Source organism: Mycolicibacterium pyrenivorans (genome assembly GCF_025821625.1).
Classification (GTDB): domain Bacteria; phylum Actinomycetota; class Actinomycetes; order Mycobacteriales; family Mycobacteriaceae; genus Mycobacterium; species Mycobacterium pyrenivorans.
The window spans coordinates 137367-154683 of record NZ_JACKSH010000065.1 but is presented as its reverse complement, the minus strand read 5'-3'; the positions used below and the strand labels follow the sequence as shown (position 1 = coordinate 154683).

The 17317-nt window shown below is 68.8% G+C and carries 16 protein-coding genes and 2 pseudogenes; 13 read left to right on the top strand and 5 right to left on the bottom strand.

The window, feature by feature from the left end; translation table 11 throughout:
• Nucleotides 1-267 precede the first annotated feature (267 nt).
• The 4 genes and pseudogenes from H7I57_RS09665 to H7I57_RS09650 all read left to right on the top strand — a co-directional run bounded on the left by H7I57_RS09665 (nt 268) and on the right by H7I57_RS09650 (nt 6069).
• Nucleotides 268-1530: an IS110 family RNA-guided transposase gene (locus tag H7I57_RS09665; RefSeq protein ID WP_264023210.1), complete on the top strand. Its 1263-nt coding sequence runs from the start codon at nt 268-270 to the stop codon at nt 1528-1530.
• A 267-nt stretch (nt 1531-1797) separates the two neighbouring features.
• A complete protein-coding gene (gene fadD8, locus H7I57_RS09660) occupies nt 1798-3441 on the top strand; it encodes a fatty-acid--CoA ligase FadD8 (protein ID WP_264023209.1) in 1644 nt (547 codons plus the stop codon).
• Between the two features lie 117 nt (nt 3442-3558).
• Nucleotides 3559-4820: pseudogene (locus H7I57_RS09655) on the top strand (hypothetical protein).
• 41 nt (nt 4821-4861) lie between these two features.
• Nucleotides 4862-6069, top strand: a pseudogene (locus H7I57_RS09650) (RNA polymerase sigma factor).
• Here the strand turns inward: H7I57_RS09650 and H7I57_RS09645 are convergent.
• The 3 genes from H7I57_RS09645 to H7I57_RS09635 are packed head-to-tail and all read right to left on the bottom strand — an operon-like array spanning nt 6066 to nt 7898.
• On the bottom strand, nt 6066-6653 hold the full coding sequence (locus H7I57_RS09645; RefSeq protein ID WP_264023208.1) for an SAM-dependent methyltransferase: 588 nt from the start codon (nt 6651-6653) through the stop codon (nt 6066-6068). The pseudogene H7I57_RS09650 and the gene H7I57_RS09645 sit on opposite strands and share 4 nt — an antisense overlap.
• Nucleotides 6654-6685: 32 nt before the next feature.
• On the bottom strand, nt 6686-7123 hold the full coding sequence (locus H7I57_RS09640; RefSeq protein WP_372510163.1) for a PIG-L deacetylase family protein: 438 nt from the start codon (nt 7121-7123) through the stop codon (nt 6686-6688).
• A gap of 34 nt (nt 7124-7157) precedes the next feature.
• Nucleotides 7158-7898: a glycosyltransferase family 2 protein gene (locus tag H7I57_RS09635; protein ID WP_264023207.1), complete on the bottom strand. Its 741-nt coding sequence runs from the start codon at nt 7896-7898 to the stop codon at nt 7158-7160.
• A gap of 50 nt (nt 7899-7948) precedes the next feature.
• On the opposite strand from H7I57_RS09635, the gene H7I57_RS09630 reads away from it, so the two are divergent.
• Genes H7I57_RS09630 through H7I57_RS09620 form a run of 3 tightly spaced genes read left to right on the top strand, consistent with a single transcriptional unit; the run spans nt 7949 to nt 10035 of the window.
• Entirely contained in the window at nt 7949-8638 is a 690-nt protein-coding gene (locus H7I57_RS09630; protein WP_264023206.1) for an HAD family hydrolase, read from the top strand.
• A 16-nt stretch (nt 8639-8654) separates the two neighbouring features.
• The gene (locus H7I57_RS09625; protein ID WP_264023205.1) at nt 8655-9095 is read left to right on the top strand and encodes a nitroreductase family deazaflavin-dependent oxidoreductase; all 441 of its coding nucleotides are present in this window, start codon (nt 8655-8657) and stop codon (nt 9093-9095) included.
• A 4-nt stretch (nt 9096-9099) separates the two neighbouring features.
• Complete coding sequence (locus H7I57_RS09620) at nt 9100-10035, top strand: 1,4-dihydroxy-2-naphthoyl-CoA synthase (protein ID WP_264023204.1); 936 nt, start codon at nt 9100-9102, stop codon at nt 10033-10035.
• Nucleotides 10036-10083: 48 nt separating this feature from the next.
• On the opposite strand, the gene H7I57_RS09615 is transcribed toward H7I57_RS09620, so the two are convergent.
• The gene (locus H7I57_RS09615; RefSeq protein WP_264023203.1) at nt 10084-11007 is read right to left on the bottom strand and encodes an AraC family transcriptional regulator; all 924 of its coding nucleotides are present in this window, start codon (nt 11005-11007) and stop codon (nt 10084-10086) included.
• Nucleotides 11008-11080: 73 nt separating this feature from the next.
• Between H7I57_RS09615 and H7I57_RS09610 the strand changes: the two genes are divergently transcribed.
• The 4 genes from H7I57_RS09610 (at nt 11081) to H7I57_RS09595 (ending at nt 14994) form a co-directional block, all read left to right on the top strand.
• On the top strand, nt 11081-12076 hold the full coding sequence (locus H7I57_RS09610; RefSeq protein WP_264023202.1) for an SDR family NAD(P)-dependent oxidoreductase: 996 nt from the start codon (nt 11081-11083) through the stop codon (nt 12074-12076).
• Nucleotides 12077-12145: 69 nt separating this feature from the next.
• Entirely contained in the window at nt 12146-13045 is a 900-nt protein-coding gene (locus H7I57_RS09605; protein ID WP_264023201.1) for an SDR family oxidoreductase, read from the top strand.
• Nucleotides 13045-14577: a long-chain-fatty-acid--CoA ligase gene (locus H7I57_RS09600; protein ID WP_264023200.1), complete on the top strand. Its 1533-nt coding sequence runs from the start codon at nt 13045-13047 to the stop codon at nt 14575-14577. The genes H7I57_RS09605 and H7I57_RS09600 overlap by 1 nt, the downstream gene beginning before the upstream one ends.
• A gap of 30 nt (nt 14578-14607) precedes the next feature.
• The gene (locus tag H7I57_RS09595; protein WP_264023199.1) at nt 14608-14994 is read left to right on the top strand and encodes a VOC family protein; all 387 of its coding nucleotides are present in this window, start codon (nt 14608-14610) and stop codon (nt 14992-14994) included.
• A gap of 8 nt (nt 14995-15002) precedes the next feature.
• Here the strand turns inward: H7I57_RS09595 and H7I57_RS09590 are convergent, their stop codons facing one another.
• The gene (locus tag H7I57_RS09590) at nt 15003-15302 is read right to left on the bottom strand and encodes a DUF3349 domain-containing protein (protein ID WP_264023198.1); all 300 of its coding nucleotides are present in this window, start codon (nt 15300-15302) and stop codon (nt 15003-15005) included.
• 264 nt (nt 15303-15566) lie between these two features.
• On the opposite strand from H7I57_RS09590, the gene menE reads away from it, so the two are divergent.
• Together menE and H7I57_RS09580 are read left to right on the top strand one after the other, a co-directional pair.
• Complete coding sequence (menE, locus tag H7I57_RS09585) at nt 15567-16655, top strand: o-succinylbenzoate--CoA ligase (protein ID WP_264023231.1); 1089 nt, start codon at nt 15567-15569, stop codon at nt 16653-16655.
• A 22-nt stretch (nt 16656-16677) separates the two neighbouring features.
• Complete coding sequence (locus tag H7I57_RS09580) at nt 16678-17292, top strand: pyridoxamine 5'-phosphate oxidase family protein (protein WP_264023197.1); 615 nt, start codon at nt 16678-16680, stop codon at nt 17290-17292.
• The last annotated feature ends 25 nt before the right edge of the window (nt 17293-17317 follow it).

The window sequence follows — 17317 nt, the reverse complement described above, 5'->3', positions numbered from 1 at the left end:
CGGAATTGCATTCCAGCCAATGTGACCTTGCGGTCGCCCGTTCCGGGGTGAAAATGGGCTGGTGGTCGCCTTGCGACGCCGTGTCTGCATGGTTCTTCGAGGCCGGATTCCAGCCAGGTGCTGGAGTCGTGTTGAGGGCCCTTCATTGTTGCCGCCGGTGGTGTTCGGCGATCAAGCACGCGGATTAGATTTTCTGTTGGCCCATACGACTCCACGAGGCGACCACACCCTCAAATGGTGGACGCGCACAGGAGTGGAGGTACAACGATGCTGGCAGAATCCGAGGACTCTGAACAGATCATCGCCAGGGTCGCAGCTCTCGATATCGGCAAGGCTGAACTGGTGTGTTGCGTGCGGGTGCCCGGCCGGGGCAGCCGCCGTTTGCANGAGGTGACCACGCACTCGACGATGACGCGGTCGTTGACCGAGTTGGCCAGTCACCTCGTCGAATCCGGGGTCTCGCGGGTGGTCATGGAAGCCACCTCCGATTACTGGAAACCGGTGTTCTATCTGCTCGAGGCCCACGGCCTTGACCCGTGGCTGGTCAACGCCCGCGACGTCAAACACCTACCGGGCCGACCCAAGACCGATGTGCTGGATGCAGTGTGGTTGGCNAAGCTGGCCGAACGCCAGATGCTGCGCCCCAGTTTCGTTCCCCCGCCCCCGATCCGGCAATTACGCGATCTGACCCGCTACCGCGCCGACCTCATCGCGGTGCGTACCGCGGAGAAGAACCGCGTGGAAAAGCTCCTCGAAGACGCCTGCATCAAGCTCTCGGTGGTAGCCAGCGACATCTTCGGGGTGTCCGGGCGGGCGATGATGGCCACGATGATCGCCGGAGAGCGTGACCCCGCCGTCTTGGCCCAGCTGGCGAGATCACGGATGCGAACCAAGATCGGCCAACTCGAAGAGGCTTTCAACGGCCACTTCGACGACCATCACCGGTTCCTGCTGGCCCGCATGCTCGACCATATCGACGGCATCGACGCCGACATCGCCGCCGTCGATGACCAGATCGAGGCCCATCTGGCCCCTTTCGCCGCAGCGGTGGCCCGTCTCGATGAGATCCCCGGGATCGGNNCGCTCGCCGCCGCTGTCATCCTCGCCGAGATCGGCACCGACATGTCGATCTTCCCGACCGCAGCCCACCTGTGCTCCTGGGCGAAATTCAGCCCCGGCATCAAATCCTCGGCCGGTAAAACCAAAGGTAAAGCCCACACCGGCCACGGCAACCGCTACCTGGCCCAGGTCCTGGGCGAGGCCGCCGTCTCCGCCGGCCGCACCGACACCTTCCTCGGGCAACGCTACCGACGCATCGCCCGACGACGCGGCAACAAACGCGCCGTCGTCGCCGTCGGACGCTCCATCCTGGTCATCATCTGGCACCTGCTGGCCGACTCCGACGCCACCTACACCGACCTCGGCGCCGACCACTACACCACACACCTCAATCCAGAGTCCAAGAAACGCAACCACATCCGACAACTCGAAGCACTCGGCTACACCGTCACCCTCACCCCAGCAGCCTGACCCGCGAACACACCAAACCCGCCGTGGCACCCACGGCAACACCGACGCGCCCACACCCAGCGCACCTCACCTCTATTTTCGGATTAGCCTGACCCGCGAACACACCAAACCCGCCGTGGCACCCACGGCAACACCGACGCGCCCACACCCAGCGCACCTCACCTCTATTTTCGGATTAGCAGGAAAACCGCGAGAGCGGGCCTGCTGGAATGCAGTTTCGGCCGGGAGTGGCTGACTGGAATTGGAACACGTTCTAGTCTGTCGTGTATGACCCAGGCTGATGCTTCCTCGCGCGAGCGCTCGTCAGGCGAGCTGTTGCGCCATCCCCTGCACTCCGGCCACCTCACCGTCGGTGCGCTCAAGCGCCACAAGGACCGACCGGTGCTGTTCCTCGGTGAGACCACGATGACCGGCGGCGAGCTCGCCGACCGGATCAGCCAGTACATTCAGGCGTTCGAGGCCCTCGGCGCGGGCAGCGGCGCAGCGGTCGGGCTGCTGTCGCTCAACCGGCCGGAAGTGCTGATGATCATCGGCGCCGGCCAGACCCAGGGCTTCCGGCGCACGGCACTACACCCTCTCGGCTCGCTGGACGACCACGCCTACGTGCTGTCCGACGCGGGTGTGACCTCGCTGATCATCGACCCGAAGCCGATGTTCGTCGAGCGGGCGCTGGGGCTGATCCAGAAAGTGCCCGCGCTCGAGCAGATCCTGACGATCGGCCCGGTGCCTGCCGAACTCGCCGACAGCGGCGTGGCCGCGGTCGACCTCAGCGCCGAGGCGGCGAAGTACCCGCCCGTTCCGCTGATCGCGGCCGACCTGCCGCCCGACCACATCGGCGGCCTGACCTATACCGGGGGCACCACCGGCAAGCCCAAGGGCGTGATGGGCACGACGCAGTCCATCACGACGATGACGACGGTGCAGTTGGCCGAGTGGGAGTGGCCGGAGAATCCCCGCTTCCTGATGTGCACGCCGCTGTCGCACGCGGGCGCGGCGTTCTTCACCCCGGTGATCGTCAAGGGCGGCGAGCTGATCGTGCTGACGAAGTTCGACCCGGCCGAGGTCCTTCGGGTCATCGAGGAGCAGAAGATCACCGCGACGATGCTGGTGCCCTCGATGATCTACGCGCTGATGGACCATCCCGATTCGCATACCCGCGATCTGTCGTCGCTGGAGACGGTGTACTACGGCGCGTCGGCGATGAACCCGGTCCGGCTGGCCGAGGCGATCCGGCGGTTCGGCCCGATCTTCGCGCAGTACTACGGGCAGTCCGAGGCGCCGATGGTGATCACGTACCTGTCCAAGAAGGACCACGACGAGAAGCGCCTGACCTCGTGCGGCCGGCCGACGCTGTTCGCGCGGACCGCACTGCTCGGCGAGGACGGCCGGCCGGTGCCGCAGGGCGAGGTCGGCGAGATCTGCGTGTCGGGGCCGCTGCTGTCCGGTGGGTACTGGAACTTACCTGACGAAACCTCCCGAACCTTTCATGACGGCTGGATGCACACCGGCGACCTGGCGCGCGAGGACTCCGATGGGTTCTGGTACATCGTCGACCGGACCAAGGACATGATCGTCACCGGCGGGTTCAACGTGTTCCCCCGCGAGGTGGAAGACGTTGTGGCCGAACATCCTTCGATCGCGCAGGTGTGCGTGATCGGCACGCCCGACGAGAAGTGGGGTGAGGCGGTGACCGCGGTGGTGGTGCTGCGGCCCGACGCGCCCTCCAACGAGGCCGCGGTCGACACGATGATCGCCGAGATCCAGGCCTCGGTGAAGGAGCGGAAGGGTTCGGTGCAGGCCCCCAAGCAGGTGATCGTCGTCGACTCGGTGCCGGTGACCGCGCTGGGCAAGCCCGACAAGAAGGCGGTGCGGGCGCAGTTCTGGGAGAGTTCGGGACGGGCGGTCGGCTGAGCCGACGAGACGGCACCGTCGGCTGACCGACGGGACGGTACCCACCTCGCCGCCCTGGGCTGCCGACAGCGGGTGCCGCGCGTCGCGTCCGACCTCACGCCCGGCAGAATCGCGAAGATGCGCACCCTCGCGAAGTGGGTCCCCGGCGATCACCTCGGCCTCGACATCCCCGCCGACGCCGAAGCGTTGCGCGACGGCGGCGCCGGCTACCTGACGGAGGCGTTCCGGCGGGCAGGCACCCTGACCGAAGACAACGCCGTCGTTGCCATCGACGAACTGACAGAGTTCCGTGGCGGCAGCACCGGCCGCAAGGCCCTGCTGTCGGTGCGCTACCGACAGCCCTGCGAACTGCCGCGCGACCTGTTCGTGAAGTTCTCCAGGGACTTCAACGACCCCGGTCGCGACCTCGGACGCGGCCAGATGGCCGACGAGGTGCGCTTCGCGCTGCTCACCCGGGCGCCGGGATTCCCCATCGACGTGCCCCGATGCCTGTTCGCGGACTTCCACCACGGATCGGGCAGCGGGCTTTTGATCACGAGCCGGATCGGCTACGGCAGCAACGGAATAGAACCGCACTACGACAAGTGCGCCGACCACACCATGCCCGACCCGGCCGCGCACTACCGCGCGCTGCTCCGTGCACTGGCCCGGCTGGCGGGCACCCACATGGCCGGTGGCCTCGCCGCCGAGATGGAGTTCCCCGTCGACATGCGGCGGCTCTCGGTCGGCGAGCGCGCCCCGTACACCGGCGAGCAGTTGCAGCGCCGCGTCGACCACCTCGCCGAGCTGGTTTCCCGCCATCCTGCACTTCTGCCCGCCAATGTCGCTTCCCCGCAGTTCATTTCCCGGCTGCGCGACGAGGCCCCGCGCTGCCCGGATCGCGTCGACGAGCTGTGGCGCGAACTCGGCGCCGACCCTCGGTACGTCGCGCTGTGCCACTGGAATGCCAACGTCGACAACGCGTGGTTCTGGCGTGACCCGCACGGGCGGCTCGAGTGCGGACTGCTCGACTGGGGCTGTGTCGGCCAGATGAACCTCGCCATGGCGATCTGGGGCGCCCTGTGCAGCGCCGAAACCCAGATGTGGAACACCGATTTCGACTCGCTGCTCGGCTACTTCGTCGCCGAGTTCGCGGCGGCGGGCGGGCCCGCGCTGGACCCGCGGGTTCTGCGCAGACACGTGCTCACCTATGCGGCGATCATGGGACCGGCGTGGCTGCTCGACGTTCCCGCATACCTGCTCAGCTGCTTCCCGAACCGGTGGCCGACCGCTTCGACCCCCGGATCGCCGGGAACGAGCAGGCCCGCAGCAGGCTGTTGATGCTGACGAACTTCCTCAACCTCTGGGACAGGTTCGACCTGGCCGAGGTGCTGACGTGACCGGCGGCGACCTGCAGCAGACGGTCGATGCGGTCTGGCGCATGGAGGCCGCGAAGATCGTCGCCACACTCACCCGCGCGGTCGGCGACGTCGGCCTCGCCGAGGACCTCGCACAGGAAGCCCTCGTCGACGCCCTCACCCAATGGCCGGACACCGGAGTGCCCCGCAACCCCGGCGCATGGCTGACCACCGTCGCCAAACGTAAGGCCGTCGACAACTGGCGCAGACAGGACAATCTCGACACCAAGTACGCCGCCATGGCCCGAGATCTCGAGGATCACGTCGACGACGCGTGGGACCCCGATCGCATCGACGACGACGTCCTGCGGCTGATCTTCATGTCCACGCACCCGACGCTGTCCCGGGAGAACCAGATCACCCTGACCCTGCGGGTGGTCGGCGGCCTGACGACCGAGGAGATCGCGAAGGCGTTCCTCGTGCCGAAGGCGACGATCGCCCAGCGCATCGTGCGGGCCAAGAAGTCCCTGACCGGTGCGCCTTTCGAGGTTCCGGACCGATCCGCCTACCCGGAGCGGCTGTCCTCGGTGCTCAGCGTGATCTACCTGGTGTTCAACGAGGGCTACTCGGCGTCGACGGGTCACCGCTGGATCCCTACGAATTGTGCAGTGAGGCACTGCGTCTGGGCCGTGTCCTGGCCGCCTTGGCCCCGGAGGAGGCCGAGGTGCACGGTCTTGTCGCGCTGATGGAGTTCCAGTCCTCGCGGCTGCGGTCGCGCACCGACACCGACGGACGGCCCATCCTGCTGGAGGACCAGAACCGCACCATGTGGGACCGCGCCCAGATCCAGCGCGGCGTCGCCGCTCTCCAGCGCGCGGCCGAAGTGCTGCAGCGCAAGAAGATCGGCTGGGGCCTCTACTCGCTGCAGGCCGCCCTCGCCGAATGCCACGCCGTCGCACCCACCGCCGCCGACACCGACTGGCAACGCATCGTCTCTCTCTACGACGCGCTGCTGCGACTCGCACCCTCACCGGTGGTCGAACTCAACCGCGCGATCGCGGTCGCCATGGCGGATCCGGACTCCGGGCCGGCCACGGCGCTGCGGATTCTCGACGGGATCAAGGGCCTCGAGACCTCGCACCTGCTGCCGAGCGTGCGCGGCGAACTGCTGGCACGACTCGGCCGCAACGCCGACGCCGCAACCGAGTTCGAGCGTGCCGCGGCGCTGGCCGACAACGATCGCGAGCGCGACGTGCTGCACGACAAGGCCGCCAGGGCCAGGACCCGCTAGCCGCCGGGCACCGCGGTACGCGCCGCCACCGACGGGCCGCCGACGTTGTCGAACACGTCGATCACCACATCGGCGTCGCGATACACGCCGAGGTGATGCAGGCCCGGTGTCGCCCCGATGATGTCGTTGGCCCGGTCGCCGGTCATCGGATAATCCTCCACCCGATGCCGCCAGTGCGCGGCGACGACCGTCGCCGCCCGGGCAAGTCGGGGCACCTCGCGATCGAGCACCTCCCGCAGCGCCGAAGGCTGTAGGTAGTAGCACACCTCCGAGAGCACCACCAGGTCGAAAGGTCCTGCGGGCCAGGGCTGGTCGAGTGACCCGCGCAGCAACGTCACCCGATTCCCGACACCTGCGGCCGTCAGCCGCCGGTGCGTGGCGTCCAATGCGCCGACGCTGATGTCGGTGCTGGTCACATGATCGCACCGACCGACAAGCCGTTCGGTGAGCACGCCGACCGAGCACCCCGGCTCGAACGCGTGCCGGTACCGCGGGTAGGGCAGCAGGGCGGTGGTGATCGCGTACTTGCGCTGTTCGTACCACCGCGACTCGAGATGCCAGGGATCCGCCGACTCCGCATACATGCGCTCGAAGTAGCTGTCAGGCAGTCGACTGTTCAGCGGAAGACCACCTCTCCCACAGCCATCAGCCTGCTCAACACGTACGGCGGAAGGACCGGGTCCACCCCGGGCGCCGGAGGGACGAGCTGGCTGCGGAACGCTTGCGCCGCAACGTTCTTGCGCTCGACCGCGAACCGGGTCAACGGAGCCGCGGACGCGCGGTGCCACGGCACGGCGCCGTCGTCGGGCCGCGCCCAGTGCCACATCCACACCGGATACTCCAGCAGCACCGCGCCGGTGCGCTCCGCCGCCACCGCCGCCGCGCGTCCGACCGCCTCGTGGTCGGGATGACCGTCACCACGCCAGGTGGCGGCGCACCAGGTTCCCGGCGGCTTGGTGGCCAGGATCTCGGTGACCAGATCCGCGAGACGTTCGTCGCGCTCGGCTATCTGGCCGTCCGGCAAGCCCAGGCAGAGCGGAGCGTGGACTCCCATCACGCCGGCCGCGCAGTGCAGCTCGGACCGGCGGTCACGTCCCCGCTCCTGCCTTCGACCGCGGCGCGGAGCCGGACAGCTTCCTCAGGTGCTGCGCAAAGCCCCCGGGAGCGCGGCCCTCCCGCCGGTCCGAGGTCGCCACCGACAGGCGCCGGTCCCGGTGGACCGTCAGCCCGGCGGCCTCGAACCGTTCCACCAACTCGACGTCCTCGCCACTTGCCAGGGCGCGGAAGCCGCCGACATGCCAGTACGCGTCGGCGCGGAAACCCATGTTCGCCCCGTGCACGTGGTCGTGGTCGGTCCCGGAGGACCGGTAGGAGCGCAGATAGCGGCGCACCACCGCGGGCGAGACGTGCCGCCAGTTCGGCACGCGCACCACCCCCAGCACCATGTCCGCGCCGGCGTGCAGATCGGGGCGGACCATGCGCATCAGCCAGTCGGCGTCGACGACGCTGTCGGCGTCGGTGGTGGCGTACCACGTGTCCTGAGGGTCGATCTGCCCGTACAGCGACTTCGAGTACTCGAATCCCGCGGCGCGGGCGGCGCCGACGTTGCCGGCGTCGACCGAGATGAAGTGCACGTCGGGGCCGAACTCACCGGCCAGTTGCTCGCTGCCGTCGTCGCTCGAGTCCAGGACGACGACCGCGCAGACCGGCGTCGGGAGGCACAGCGCTGCGGTGGTGAGCGCCCGGAGGCACTGCGGCAGGTGTGAAAACTCGTTGTGCGCGGGCACCACCACAACGGTCTGCAGCGGGAACGAGTCAGGCGCGGTCATGCGCTTATTTAGCCGTTCGGCGGCGGTTTCACACCTGGCACGATGGTCGGGTGACCGACGTTGCGGCTGTTCTGTTCGATTTCTCCGGCACCCTGTTCCGGCTGGAGGAGGACGAGAGCTGGTTCGCGGGCATCACGCTGGACAGTGACGAGGACCGTGAGGTCGACGGCCACGTGCAGGCCGAGCTGATGCGACGGCTCACCGCGCCGACCGGCCGTTCGGTGCACATGACGCCGGAGGCGCTGGAGGCGTGGACCAACCGGGACCTGGCGCCGCATCTGCACCGCGAGGCGTACCTGCACGTGCTGCGCGAGTCGGGGCTCGCTCGTCATCACGCCGAGTCGCTGTACGCCCGCGTGATCGACCCCGACAGCTGGATTCCTTACCCGGACACCGCCGCCGTGTTGAGCGGCCTGCACCGGCGCGGGGTCAAGACCGCGGTGGTGTCCAACATCGCGTTCGACGTGAGGCCGGCGTTCCACGGGGTCGGCGTCGCCGGAGATGTCGACGAGTTCGTGCTGTCCTTCGAGGTCGGTGCCGTCAAGCCGGACCCGGCGATCTTCCGGACCGCACTCGACCGGCTGGGCGTGCCCCCGGAACACGCGCTGATGGTCGGCGACAGCGACGAGGCCGACGGCGGCGCCAGGACACTGGGGTGCGGTTTCGCCCTCGTCGATCCGCTGCCGACGGCCGACCGTCCGGACGGCCTGATCGCGGCCCTGCGCACCCACGGCCTGTGACGGCACACTGGAGCGCATGGCTGATCCGAAGCCGCCCTGGTGGCTCAAACCGATGAACAAAGTGCTGATGGCCGCGATGAAGACGGGCCTGATGAAGGACGGTCCGCTGGTGCTGACGGTGACCGGCCGCAAGTCCGGCCGGCCGCGGTCCACGCCAATCACCCCGTTCGAGGTGGACGGGCGGCGTTACGTGGTCGGCGGGTTCCCCGGCGCGGACTGGGTGCGCAACGCGCAGGCCAATCCCGATGCGGTCGTGGTGCGCGGCAAGGTGCGCGAACCGGTGCGGCTGGTCGAGCTCAGCGCCGATCAGGCCCGCCCGCTGCTGCGGCAGTTCCCCGTCCTGGTGCCCACCGGTGTGAGCTTCATGAAGAACGCCGGTCTGGTCACCGGACCCGACCCCGACGAGTTCGAACGGTTGGCCGGGCGCTGCTCGGTCTTTCGCTTCGATAGCGTCTGACGCTGTGACAGACGCCGCGACAGACCCTGGGACCAATCCGTTCGATGCCCGCCTGTGGGAGCCGGTGGCCGGCTTCGACGACCTCACCGACATCACCTACCACCGCCACATCGCCGACGGCGCACCCAAGCCGACGGTGCGGGTGGCGTTCGACCGGCCCGAGGTGCGCAACGCGTTCCGCCCGCACACCGTCGACGAGCTGCACCGCGTCCTCGACCACGCCCGGATGTCCTCCGACGTCGGCGTCGTGCTGCTGACCGGCAACGGGCCGTCGCCGAAGGACGGGGGGTGGGCGTTCTGTTCCGGCGGCGACCAGCGCATCCGTGGCCGCAGCGGCTACCAGTACGCCAGCGGCGACACCGCGGAGACGGTGGACCCGGCGAGAGCGGGCCGGCTGCACATCCTGGAGGTGCAGCGACTGATCCGGTTCATGCCCAAGCCGGTGATCTGCGTGGTCAACGGCTGGGCCGCCGGCGGCGGGCACTCGCTGCACGTGGTGTGCGACCTGACGCTGGCTTCGCGCGAGCACGGCCGCTTCAAGCAGACCGACGCCGACGTGGGTTCGTTCGACGCCGGGTACGGGTCGGCGTATCTCGCCAGCCAGACCGGGCAGAAGTTCGCGCGCGAGATCTTCTTCCTCGGCCGCGCCTACACCGCCGAGCAGATGCACGCGATGGGCGCGGTCAACGAGGTGGTCGATCATGGCGACCTGGAAACCGTTGCGCTGCAATGGGCTTCCGAGATCAACGGGAAGTCGCCGCAGGCGATCCGGATGCTGAAGTACGCCTTCAACCTGCCCGAGGACGGCCTGGTCGGCCAGCAGCTGTTCGCCGGTGAGGCCACCCGGCTGGCGTACATGACCGACGAGGCGGTCGAGGGCCGCGACGCGTTCCTGGAGAAGCGCGAGCCGGACTGGAGCCCGTTCCCCCGCTACTTCTAGGAATTTCGGTGTAGTTGGTCAGCCTCAGCATGACCAACTACACCGACATCACACGTTCTGGACGCTGGCGCGGTAGCGCAGCGGAGACATCCCCACCTCGCGTTTGAAGGCATTGCTGAACGCGCTCTCCGACGTGTAGCCGAGCCGGAACGCGAGCGGTCCAACGCGGGCGTCGTCGTCGCGCAACGCGTGCCTGGCCAGCTGCATCCGCCAGTTGTTCAGGTACGTCAGCGGCGGCACGCCCGCGACGGCGCGGAACCGCTCGGCGAACGACGTGCGCGACATCGCCGCGGCCCGGGCGAGTTCCTCGAGGCGCCAAGGCTTCCCGGGCTGGTCGTGCATCAGCGAGACCGCCGGCCGGAGCCTGTCGTCGGTCAGCAACCGCAGCCACCCGGGCGGGAGTTCGTCGTTTTGCGCGATGTAGGCGCGCAGCACCTCGAGGAGCAACAGCTGGCCCTGCTGCCGGACCGCGAACGCCGCGCCCACGCGATCGCCGGTCACCTCGTCGAGTAGGCGGTTGAGGATCGCGTGCAGGTTGGTCGCCTCGGCGGCCGAGGCCCGCACGTATCCGACGGGCGGTAACGCCTGCATCAGCAGCGCCCGGCCGATCGGGTTGACGTCGATGTGGCCACCGATGGTCACGTCGGCGTCACCGCAGTCGGCGTCGTCGACCCGCACGAAGGTGTCGGGTTCGCCGATGGTGAGTTCGGTGGCGGGCCCGAGACCCGGACCGCCCTCGAGCACCACCTGGGTTCGGCGGTTGAGGATCGCGACGTCGCCGGGAGCAAGGTCGATGGGAGCGGGTACGCCGTCGGTGGTCAACCGAACGTGCCCACAGACCACCGCGACCATCTTGAGCGGGTGGTGGATGTCGAAGCGGCCGATCCAGTCGCCGCGCACCGAGAACCCGCCGGAGACCAGGCCACGGACGTCGATGAGGTCGAAGACGTCCGACAGCTGATCGCGCACCATCTCTGGACTATCGCGCAGAATTTCCGGACTTTCAACCATTCAACGTCCACTCCTTCGCGCGCACAGTGGTGTCATGACCAACAAACAACAACCCCTCGGATTCGGCTTCGCCGCCGCCTCCACAGCCGCCGAGGTCGTCGACGGCATCGACCTCACCGGGCGCAACGTCGTCGTCACGGCAGGCCATGTCGGCCTCGGCCTCGAGACCACCCGCGCCTTGGCCCACGCCGGTGCCAACGTCGTGGTGGCCAGCCGTAATCCCGCGACGGCGGCGGCCGCGCTCGCAGATCTCGACCGGGTCGAGGTCGACCGCCTCGACCTCGTCGACCCCACCTCGGTCGAGGCGTTCGCGCAGCGGTATCGCGACTCCGGGCGCCCGCTGCACATCCTGATCAACAACGCCGCGATCATGGGCGGCGAGCTCGTCCGCGACGCACGCGGGTATGAAGCACAGTTCGCGACCAACCACCTCGGCCACTTCCAGCTGACCAACGAGTTGCTGCCCGTGCTGCGCGCGGCCGGCGGCGCGCGGGTGGTCGAAGTGTCGTCCTGGGGTCATCACCTGTCCGACATCCGTTGGGATGATCCGCATTTCGAGAGTGAATACGACCCCATGGTGGCCTACGGGCAGTCGAAGACCGCCAACGTGCTGTTCGCCGTCGAGCTCGACCGGCTGTGGTCCGGCGACGGTATCCGCGGCTACTCGCTGCACCCCGGCGGGATCGTGACCACCAACCTGGCGCCGTGGCTGACGCTCGAGGACTGGCGCACCATGGGTCTGGTCGGCGAGGACGGGCAGCCGGTCATCGACCCGGACAACGACATGAAGACCCCCGAGCAGGGCGCCTCGACGACCGTGTTCGCCGCGACGAGTCCGCTGCTGGCCGAGATCGGCGGGGTGTACCTGCAGAACAACGACATCGCGCCGTTGGAGGTGGGTGCGACGCCCGTGACGGTCGACATGGGATCGGGTCCGCTGCGCACCACCGTCGGCGTCACGCCGTATGCCGTGGATCCGGACGCGGCGCAACGCCTCTGGACGCTGAGCGAGAAGCTGCTCACCGCCTGACCAACGTCGGCGAAACTGTATTCCACGCGCCGAAATTCGAGAGCGGCCCGCGTGGAATACAGTTTCGGCGTGACTAGCAGGAACCCGCTGCGGCGGCTGGCCGATCAGGTCGTGCTGACGAGCATGCGTCCTCCGCTCCTCCCCGCGCTGCTGCAGTACGGCACGAACCGCGACATCGTCGACCTGAAGGGCAAGCGCGTCCTGCTCACCGGCGCCTCCTCGGGTATCGGCGAGGCGGCCGCGGAGAAGCTCGCCCGCCGCGGCGCCACCGTGGCGGTGGTCGCCCGTCGTCAGGACCTGCTCGACGCCGTCGTCGCCCGCATCGCCGAGACCGGTGGCCCCGCCGGCCCCCGAGCCCGCGCGTACGCCTGCGACCTGTCCGACCTCGATGCGGTCGACGAGCTCGTCGCCACCGTCGAGGCCGATCTCGGGGGCATCGACATCCTGGTCAACAACGCAGGCCGGTCCATCCGGCGCCCGCTCGAGGAATCACTGGACCGCTGGCACGACGTCGAACGCACCATGACGCTGAACTACTACGGACCGCTGCGCCTCATCCGTGGTCTCGCCCCCGGCATGCTCGAACGCAGGGACGGCCACATCATCAACGTGTCCACGTGGGGTGTGAAGACGGAGTCGCCGCCGCTGTTCGGCGTGTACAACGCGTCGAAGGCGGCGCTGTCGTCGGTCAGCCGCATCATCGAAACCGAGTGGAGCGGCAGGGGCGTGCACTCGACGACGCTGTACTACCCGCTGGTGAAGACCCCGATGATCGCCCCGACCCGCGCCTACGACGGCCTGCCCGGGCTGTCGGCGGACGAGGCCGCGGGCTGGATCGTCACCGCCGCCCGGCACCGCCCCGTGAGCATCGCGCCACGCATCGCCGTCACCGCCCACGCGATCAACAGCATCGCCCCCGCCGCGGTCGACACAATCATGAAACGTCAACGCATGCAGCCGCGAGACTGATGATCCACACCATCGCCGATATCGTCCGGGTGCACGGCCGGGACCGGCCCGACACGCCCGCCCTGGTCGTCGGTGACCGCACCATCACGTTCGGCGAGCTCGACGCACGCTCCAGCCGGGCGGCGCAGGCGTTCGCGCGGGCGGGCATCGGGTTCGGCGACCGGGTGGCATTCGTCGAGCGCAACGGCTCCGAGTTCTTCGACGTCGTCTTCGGCCTGGCCAAGCTGGGCGCCGTCGGGGTGCCCGTCAACTGGCGCCTTACCGCGCCGGAGATCCGGCACATCGTCGAGGATTGCGCGGCCGCCGCGATCGTCGTCGGCGAGGAGTTCTTCGGTCACATCGAGGCCATCGAGGACGAGACCGACGCCGAGGTGATCGCGATCGGCGCGCACGAACGCTGGCCCGACTTCGACGACTGGATCGCCGCCCACCCGCCCGTCGACCCCGGAGTGACGAGCGGGCCGGACGACCCGGTGTTCCTGATGTACACCTCGGGGACCGTCGGGCTGCCCAAGGGCGTCATGCTGAGCAACACCAACTACCGGTGCAAGACCGCCGGGGTCGCGGCCGGGCCGTGGCGGTTCAGCGCCGACGCGGTGAGCCTGGCCGTCATGCCGCTGTTCCACATGGCCGGCTCCGGCTGGGCGTTCGCCGGCCTGTGGGAGGGCGCCACCACCGTCGTGCTGCGCGACGTCGACCCCGCGGCGATCCTCGACGCGATCGCCACCCACCGCGTCACCAACCTGCTGCTGGTGCCCGCCGTCATCGCGTTCCTGCTCGACACATCCGGCGTCGAGACATGCGACTTCTCCCATCTCCGGATCGTCGTCTACGGCGCCTCGCCGATCAGCGACGACGTCCTCGGCCGCGGGATGAAGCGGTTCGGCGGCGTGTTCGCGCAGGTGTACGGCATGACCGAGACCACCGGATCGATCACCCAGCTCGACGGCGACAACCACGTTCCGCACCTGCTGCGCTCGTGCGGCAAGCCGTACCCCTGGGTGCAGGTCCGGATCGTCGGACACGACGGTGCCGACGCCCCGGCGGGCACGGTCGGCGAGGTGTGGACCCGGTCCGGCCAGAACATGATCGGCTACTGGAACGACCCCGGCGCGACGGCGACGACGCTGACCTCCGACGGATGGCTCAAGACCGGCGACGCGGGATACGTCGACGCCGACGGTTACGTGTACCTGCAGGACCGGATCAAGGACATGATCGTCTCCGGCGGCGAGAACGTGTACCCCGTTGAGGTGGAGAACGTCCTGATGACGCACCCCGGCGTCGCGGACGTCGCCGTCATCGGCGTACCCGACGAGCGCTGGGGCGAGGCGGTCAAGGCAGTCGTGGTGGCCGCCGCCCCGCTGTCGGAGGACGATCTGATCGGGTTCGCGCGGCAGCGGCTCGCCGGCTTCAAGCTGCCCAAGATCGTGGACTTTGTCGCGGCGCTGCCGCGCACCCCGAGCGGCAAGGTGCTCAAGCGCGCGCTGCGTGACCCGTACTGGGCAGCCACCGGCAGGCGGATCGGCTGAACTCGCGGCCGACGTGATAGACACGATTCCATGGAGATCCTGGCTAGCCGGATGCTGTTTCAGCCGGCCGACTACTCACGGTCACTGGCGTTCTACCGTGACGGCATCGGCCTGGCGATCGCGCGGGAGTATGCCGGCGGCACCGTGTTCTACGCCGGCCAGTCGTTGATCGAACTCGCAGGCCACGGCGCCCCCGACCACGGCGCCCCGCCGTTTCCCGGCGCGCTGTGGCTTCAGGTGCGAGACCTGCACGCGACACAGAACGAGCTTCGGGAGCGTGGCGTGGAGATCGCCCGCGAAGCGCGCCGCGAGCCGTGGGGGCTTTTCGAGATGCACGTCGTCGACCCCGACGGTGTGACGCTGATCTTCGTGCAGGTACCCGAGGATCACCCGCTGCGCCGCGACCTGCGCGACTGAGACCGCGGTCAGCGCGCAGGCGCCGCCAACGGCCAGCCGACCGACGCGAGGCGCGAGGCGACCCGGAGGATCTCCTCAGGGTCGGGTTCCTGAGCGGTGACCACGTGGATCGCCGCATGGATCTCCGCCCGCGCCGCCGTGCCCGAACCGGTGCTCCGCAGCACGCTCTGGGCGACCTTGACGACCTCGTCTTCGGACAACGACCGCGCCAGCAACGCGAGCAGCGGAAAGTAATCCAGCTGCGGGACGCCGTGCGGGTAGCCCTCGTGCACCCAGGAGACGACGTTGTCGACGACGCGCTGACTCATGGTTCGATTCTGCGGGGCTGCGGTCGCCCCTGCCCAGCCCGCCCGAGGTCTTCATCTGGTGTTCAAGAACGAGTCGGGAAGTGTTGGTCCTGCGTGGGTCTCGCGTCGGCCCGACATCCGCGCCGGACTACAATCGAGCCGAGCATCACGGCGCGGATCGCGCCACAGGTTCCGACACCAGAAGGTCCGACCAGGAGGACCGCCATAGCCATCCTTCGTCCGGTCGGCATCCGGTCGGGCGCCGCGGCACTGCAGGCGCTGACCGTGGTCGACGAGGTCCTCGACGGCCGTGGGACTGTGCTGCCGGTACCCGCCGACGACGCCGACCAGACCTCGCTGCTGACAACGGCACTGCGTGCGGGCGAGGAGATCGACGACGACGTCGCCGTCGTGCTGTCCACCTCGGGAACCACCGGTACACCGAAGGGGGCGTTGCTGACCGTCTCGGCGCTGGTGGCGAGTGCGCAGGCGACGCATCATCGGCTCGGCGGCGACGGCCGTTGGCTGCTCGCGTTGCCCGCCTACCATGTCGCCGGGTTCCAGGTGCTGGTGCGCAGTGTCGTCGCCGGCACCGACCCGGTCGCGATCCCGGCCACCTTCGACGGTGCCGAGCTGGTGTCCGCGGTCGCCGCGTTGGGGCCGGGACGCAGGTATGCGTCCCTGGTGGCGGCCCAGCTGGACAAGGCGCTGAAGGATCCGGGCGCGGCCGAGGCGCTGGCAGAACTGGATGCGGTCCTCATCGGCGGCGGCCCGATGCCTGCGGCTGTCGCCGAAAAAGCCTCTGCAGCAGGGATTTCAGCGGTCAGAACGTACGGCATGAGCGAGACGGCCGGTGGCTGCGTGTACGACGGGGTGCCGCTGGGCGGGGTCGGGGTGTCAGTGGCCGACGACGGCAGGATCTCACTGGGCGGCCCGACCATCGCCTCCGGCTACCGCAACCCGGTGACCCCCGACCCGTTCGCCGAGAGCGGCTGGTTCCGCACCGATGACATTGGCGCGGTGGATGACTCAGGGGTGCTGACGGTCCTGGGACGGGTGGACGATGCGATCAGCACCGGCGGGCTCACCGTGCTACCCGCACTGGTCGAGGCCGCTGTGGCGAGCCACCCGGCGGTGGCCGAATGCGCGGTGTTCGGCGTCGCCGACGAGCGGCTGGGCCAGCGCGTGGTGGCCGCGGTGGTTGCGGCGCCGGGCGCGACGATCACCCTGTCGGAGCTGCGTTCTCACGTGGCCGGCTCGTTGCCCTCGACCGCGGCGCCGCGCCAGCTGCACCTCGTCGACGCGCTGCCGCGACGAGGTATCGGCAAGGTGGACCGCCGTGAGCTCGCACGGGTGTACGCCTCGACGTCGTGAGCAGCTGCTGCATGATGAGGGCATGACCCGAGAAGTGACCTCTGTCGACGAACTCCGTGCGATCGTCGGGTATCCGAACGAGGCCGTCGCCAACAAGGTCGGTGACCGGCTGTCCGCGGTGCACCAGCACTGGCTGGCCCATTCACCGCTGGCCTTCGTGGCGACGACGGACGCCCGCGGCCGCGTCGACGTCTCCCCGAAGGGTGACCCCGCAGGGTTCGTGCACGTCATCGACGAGACCACGGTCGCAATCCCCGAACGGCCCGGCAACAAGCGGGTGGACGGCTACCTCAACGTGCTGGAACGCCCGCATGTCGGGACGCTGTTCGTGATCCCCGGACGCGGCGACACGCTGCGGATGAACGGGACCGCCCGGATCATCGCCGACGCCGACTACTTCGACGCGATGGCGGTGCAGGGCAAGCGGCCCATCCTGGCGCTGGAGATCGACGTCGAGGAGGTGTTCTTCCACTGCGCCAAGGCTTTTCTGCGCTCGGATGCCTGGAAACCCGAGAGCTGGGATCCGGGCGCGGTGCCCAGCGTCGCGCAACTGGCCAAGTCGATCTTTGCGGACATGAGCCTCGAGGAGTTGGAGAAGTACTTCGCCGAGGAGAACATGCGCTCGATGCTGTACTGAGCGGGTCTGTCACCGAATCGTTCGG

Coding starts and splice junctions, on each gene's coding strand:
- H7I57_RS09625 (WP_264023205.1), top strand. CDS start 8,655: ATGGCTGATCCGAAGCCGCCCTGGTGGCTCAAACCGATGAACAAAGTG.
- H7I57_RS09640 (WP_372510163.1), bottom strand. CDS start 7,123: ATGGGAGTCCACGCTCCGCTCTGCCTGGGCTTGCCGGACGGCCAGATA.
- fadD8 (WP_264023209.1), top strand. CDS start 1,798: ATGACCCAGGCTGATGCTTCCTCGCGCGAGCGCTCGTCAGGCGAGCTG.
- H7I57_RS09615 (WP_264023203.1), bottom strand. CDS start 11,007: ATGGTGCGCGATCAGCTGTCGGACGTCTTCGACCTCATCGACGTCCGT.
- H7I57_RS09635 (WP_264023207.1), bottom strand. CDS start 7,898: ATGACCGCGCCTGACTCGTTCCCGCTGCAGACCGTTGTGGTGGTGCCC.
- H7I57_RS09610 (WP_264023202.1), top strand. CDS start 11,081: ATGACCAACAAACAACAACCCCTCGGATTCGGCTTCGCCGCCGCCTCC.
- H7I57_RS09600 (WP_264023200.1), top strand. CDS start 13,045: ATGATCCACACCATCGCCGATATCGTCCGGGTGCACGGCCGGGACCGG.
- H7I57_RS09645 (WP_264023208.1), bottom strand. CDS start 6,653: ATGTATGCGGAGTCGGCGGATCCCTGGCATCTCGAGTCGCGGTGGTAC.
- H7I57_RS09590 (WP_264023198.1), bottom strand. CDS start 15,302: ATGAGTCAGCGCGTCGTCGACAACGTCGTCTCCTGGGTGCACGAGGGC.
- H7I57_RS09595 (WP_264023199.1), top strand. CDS start 14,608: ATGGAGATCCTGGCTAGCCGGATGCTGTTTCAGCCGGCCGACTACTCA.
- H7I57_RS09580 (WP_264023197.1), top strand. CDS start 16,678: ATGACCCGAGAAGTGACCTCTGTCGACGAACTCCGTGCGATCGTCGGG.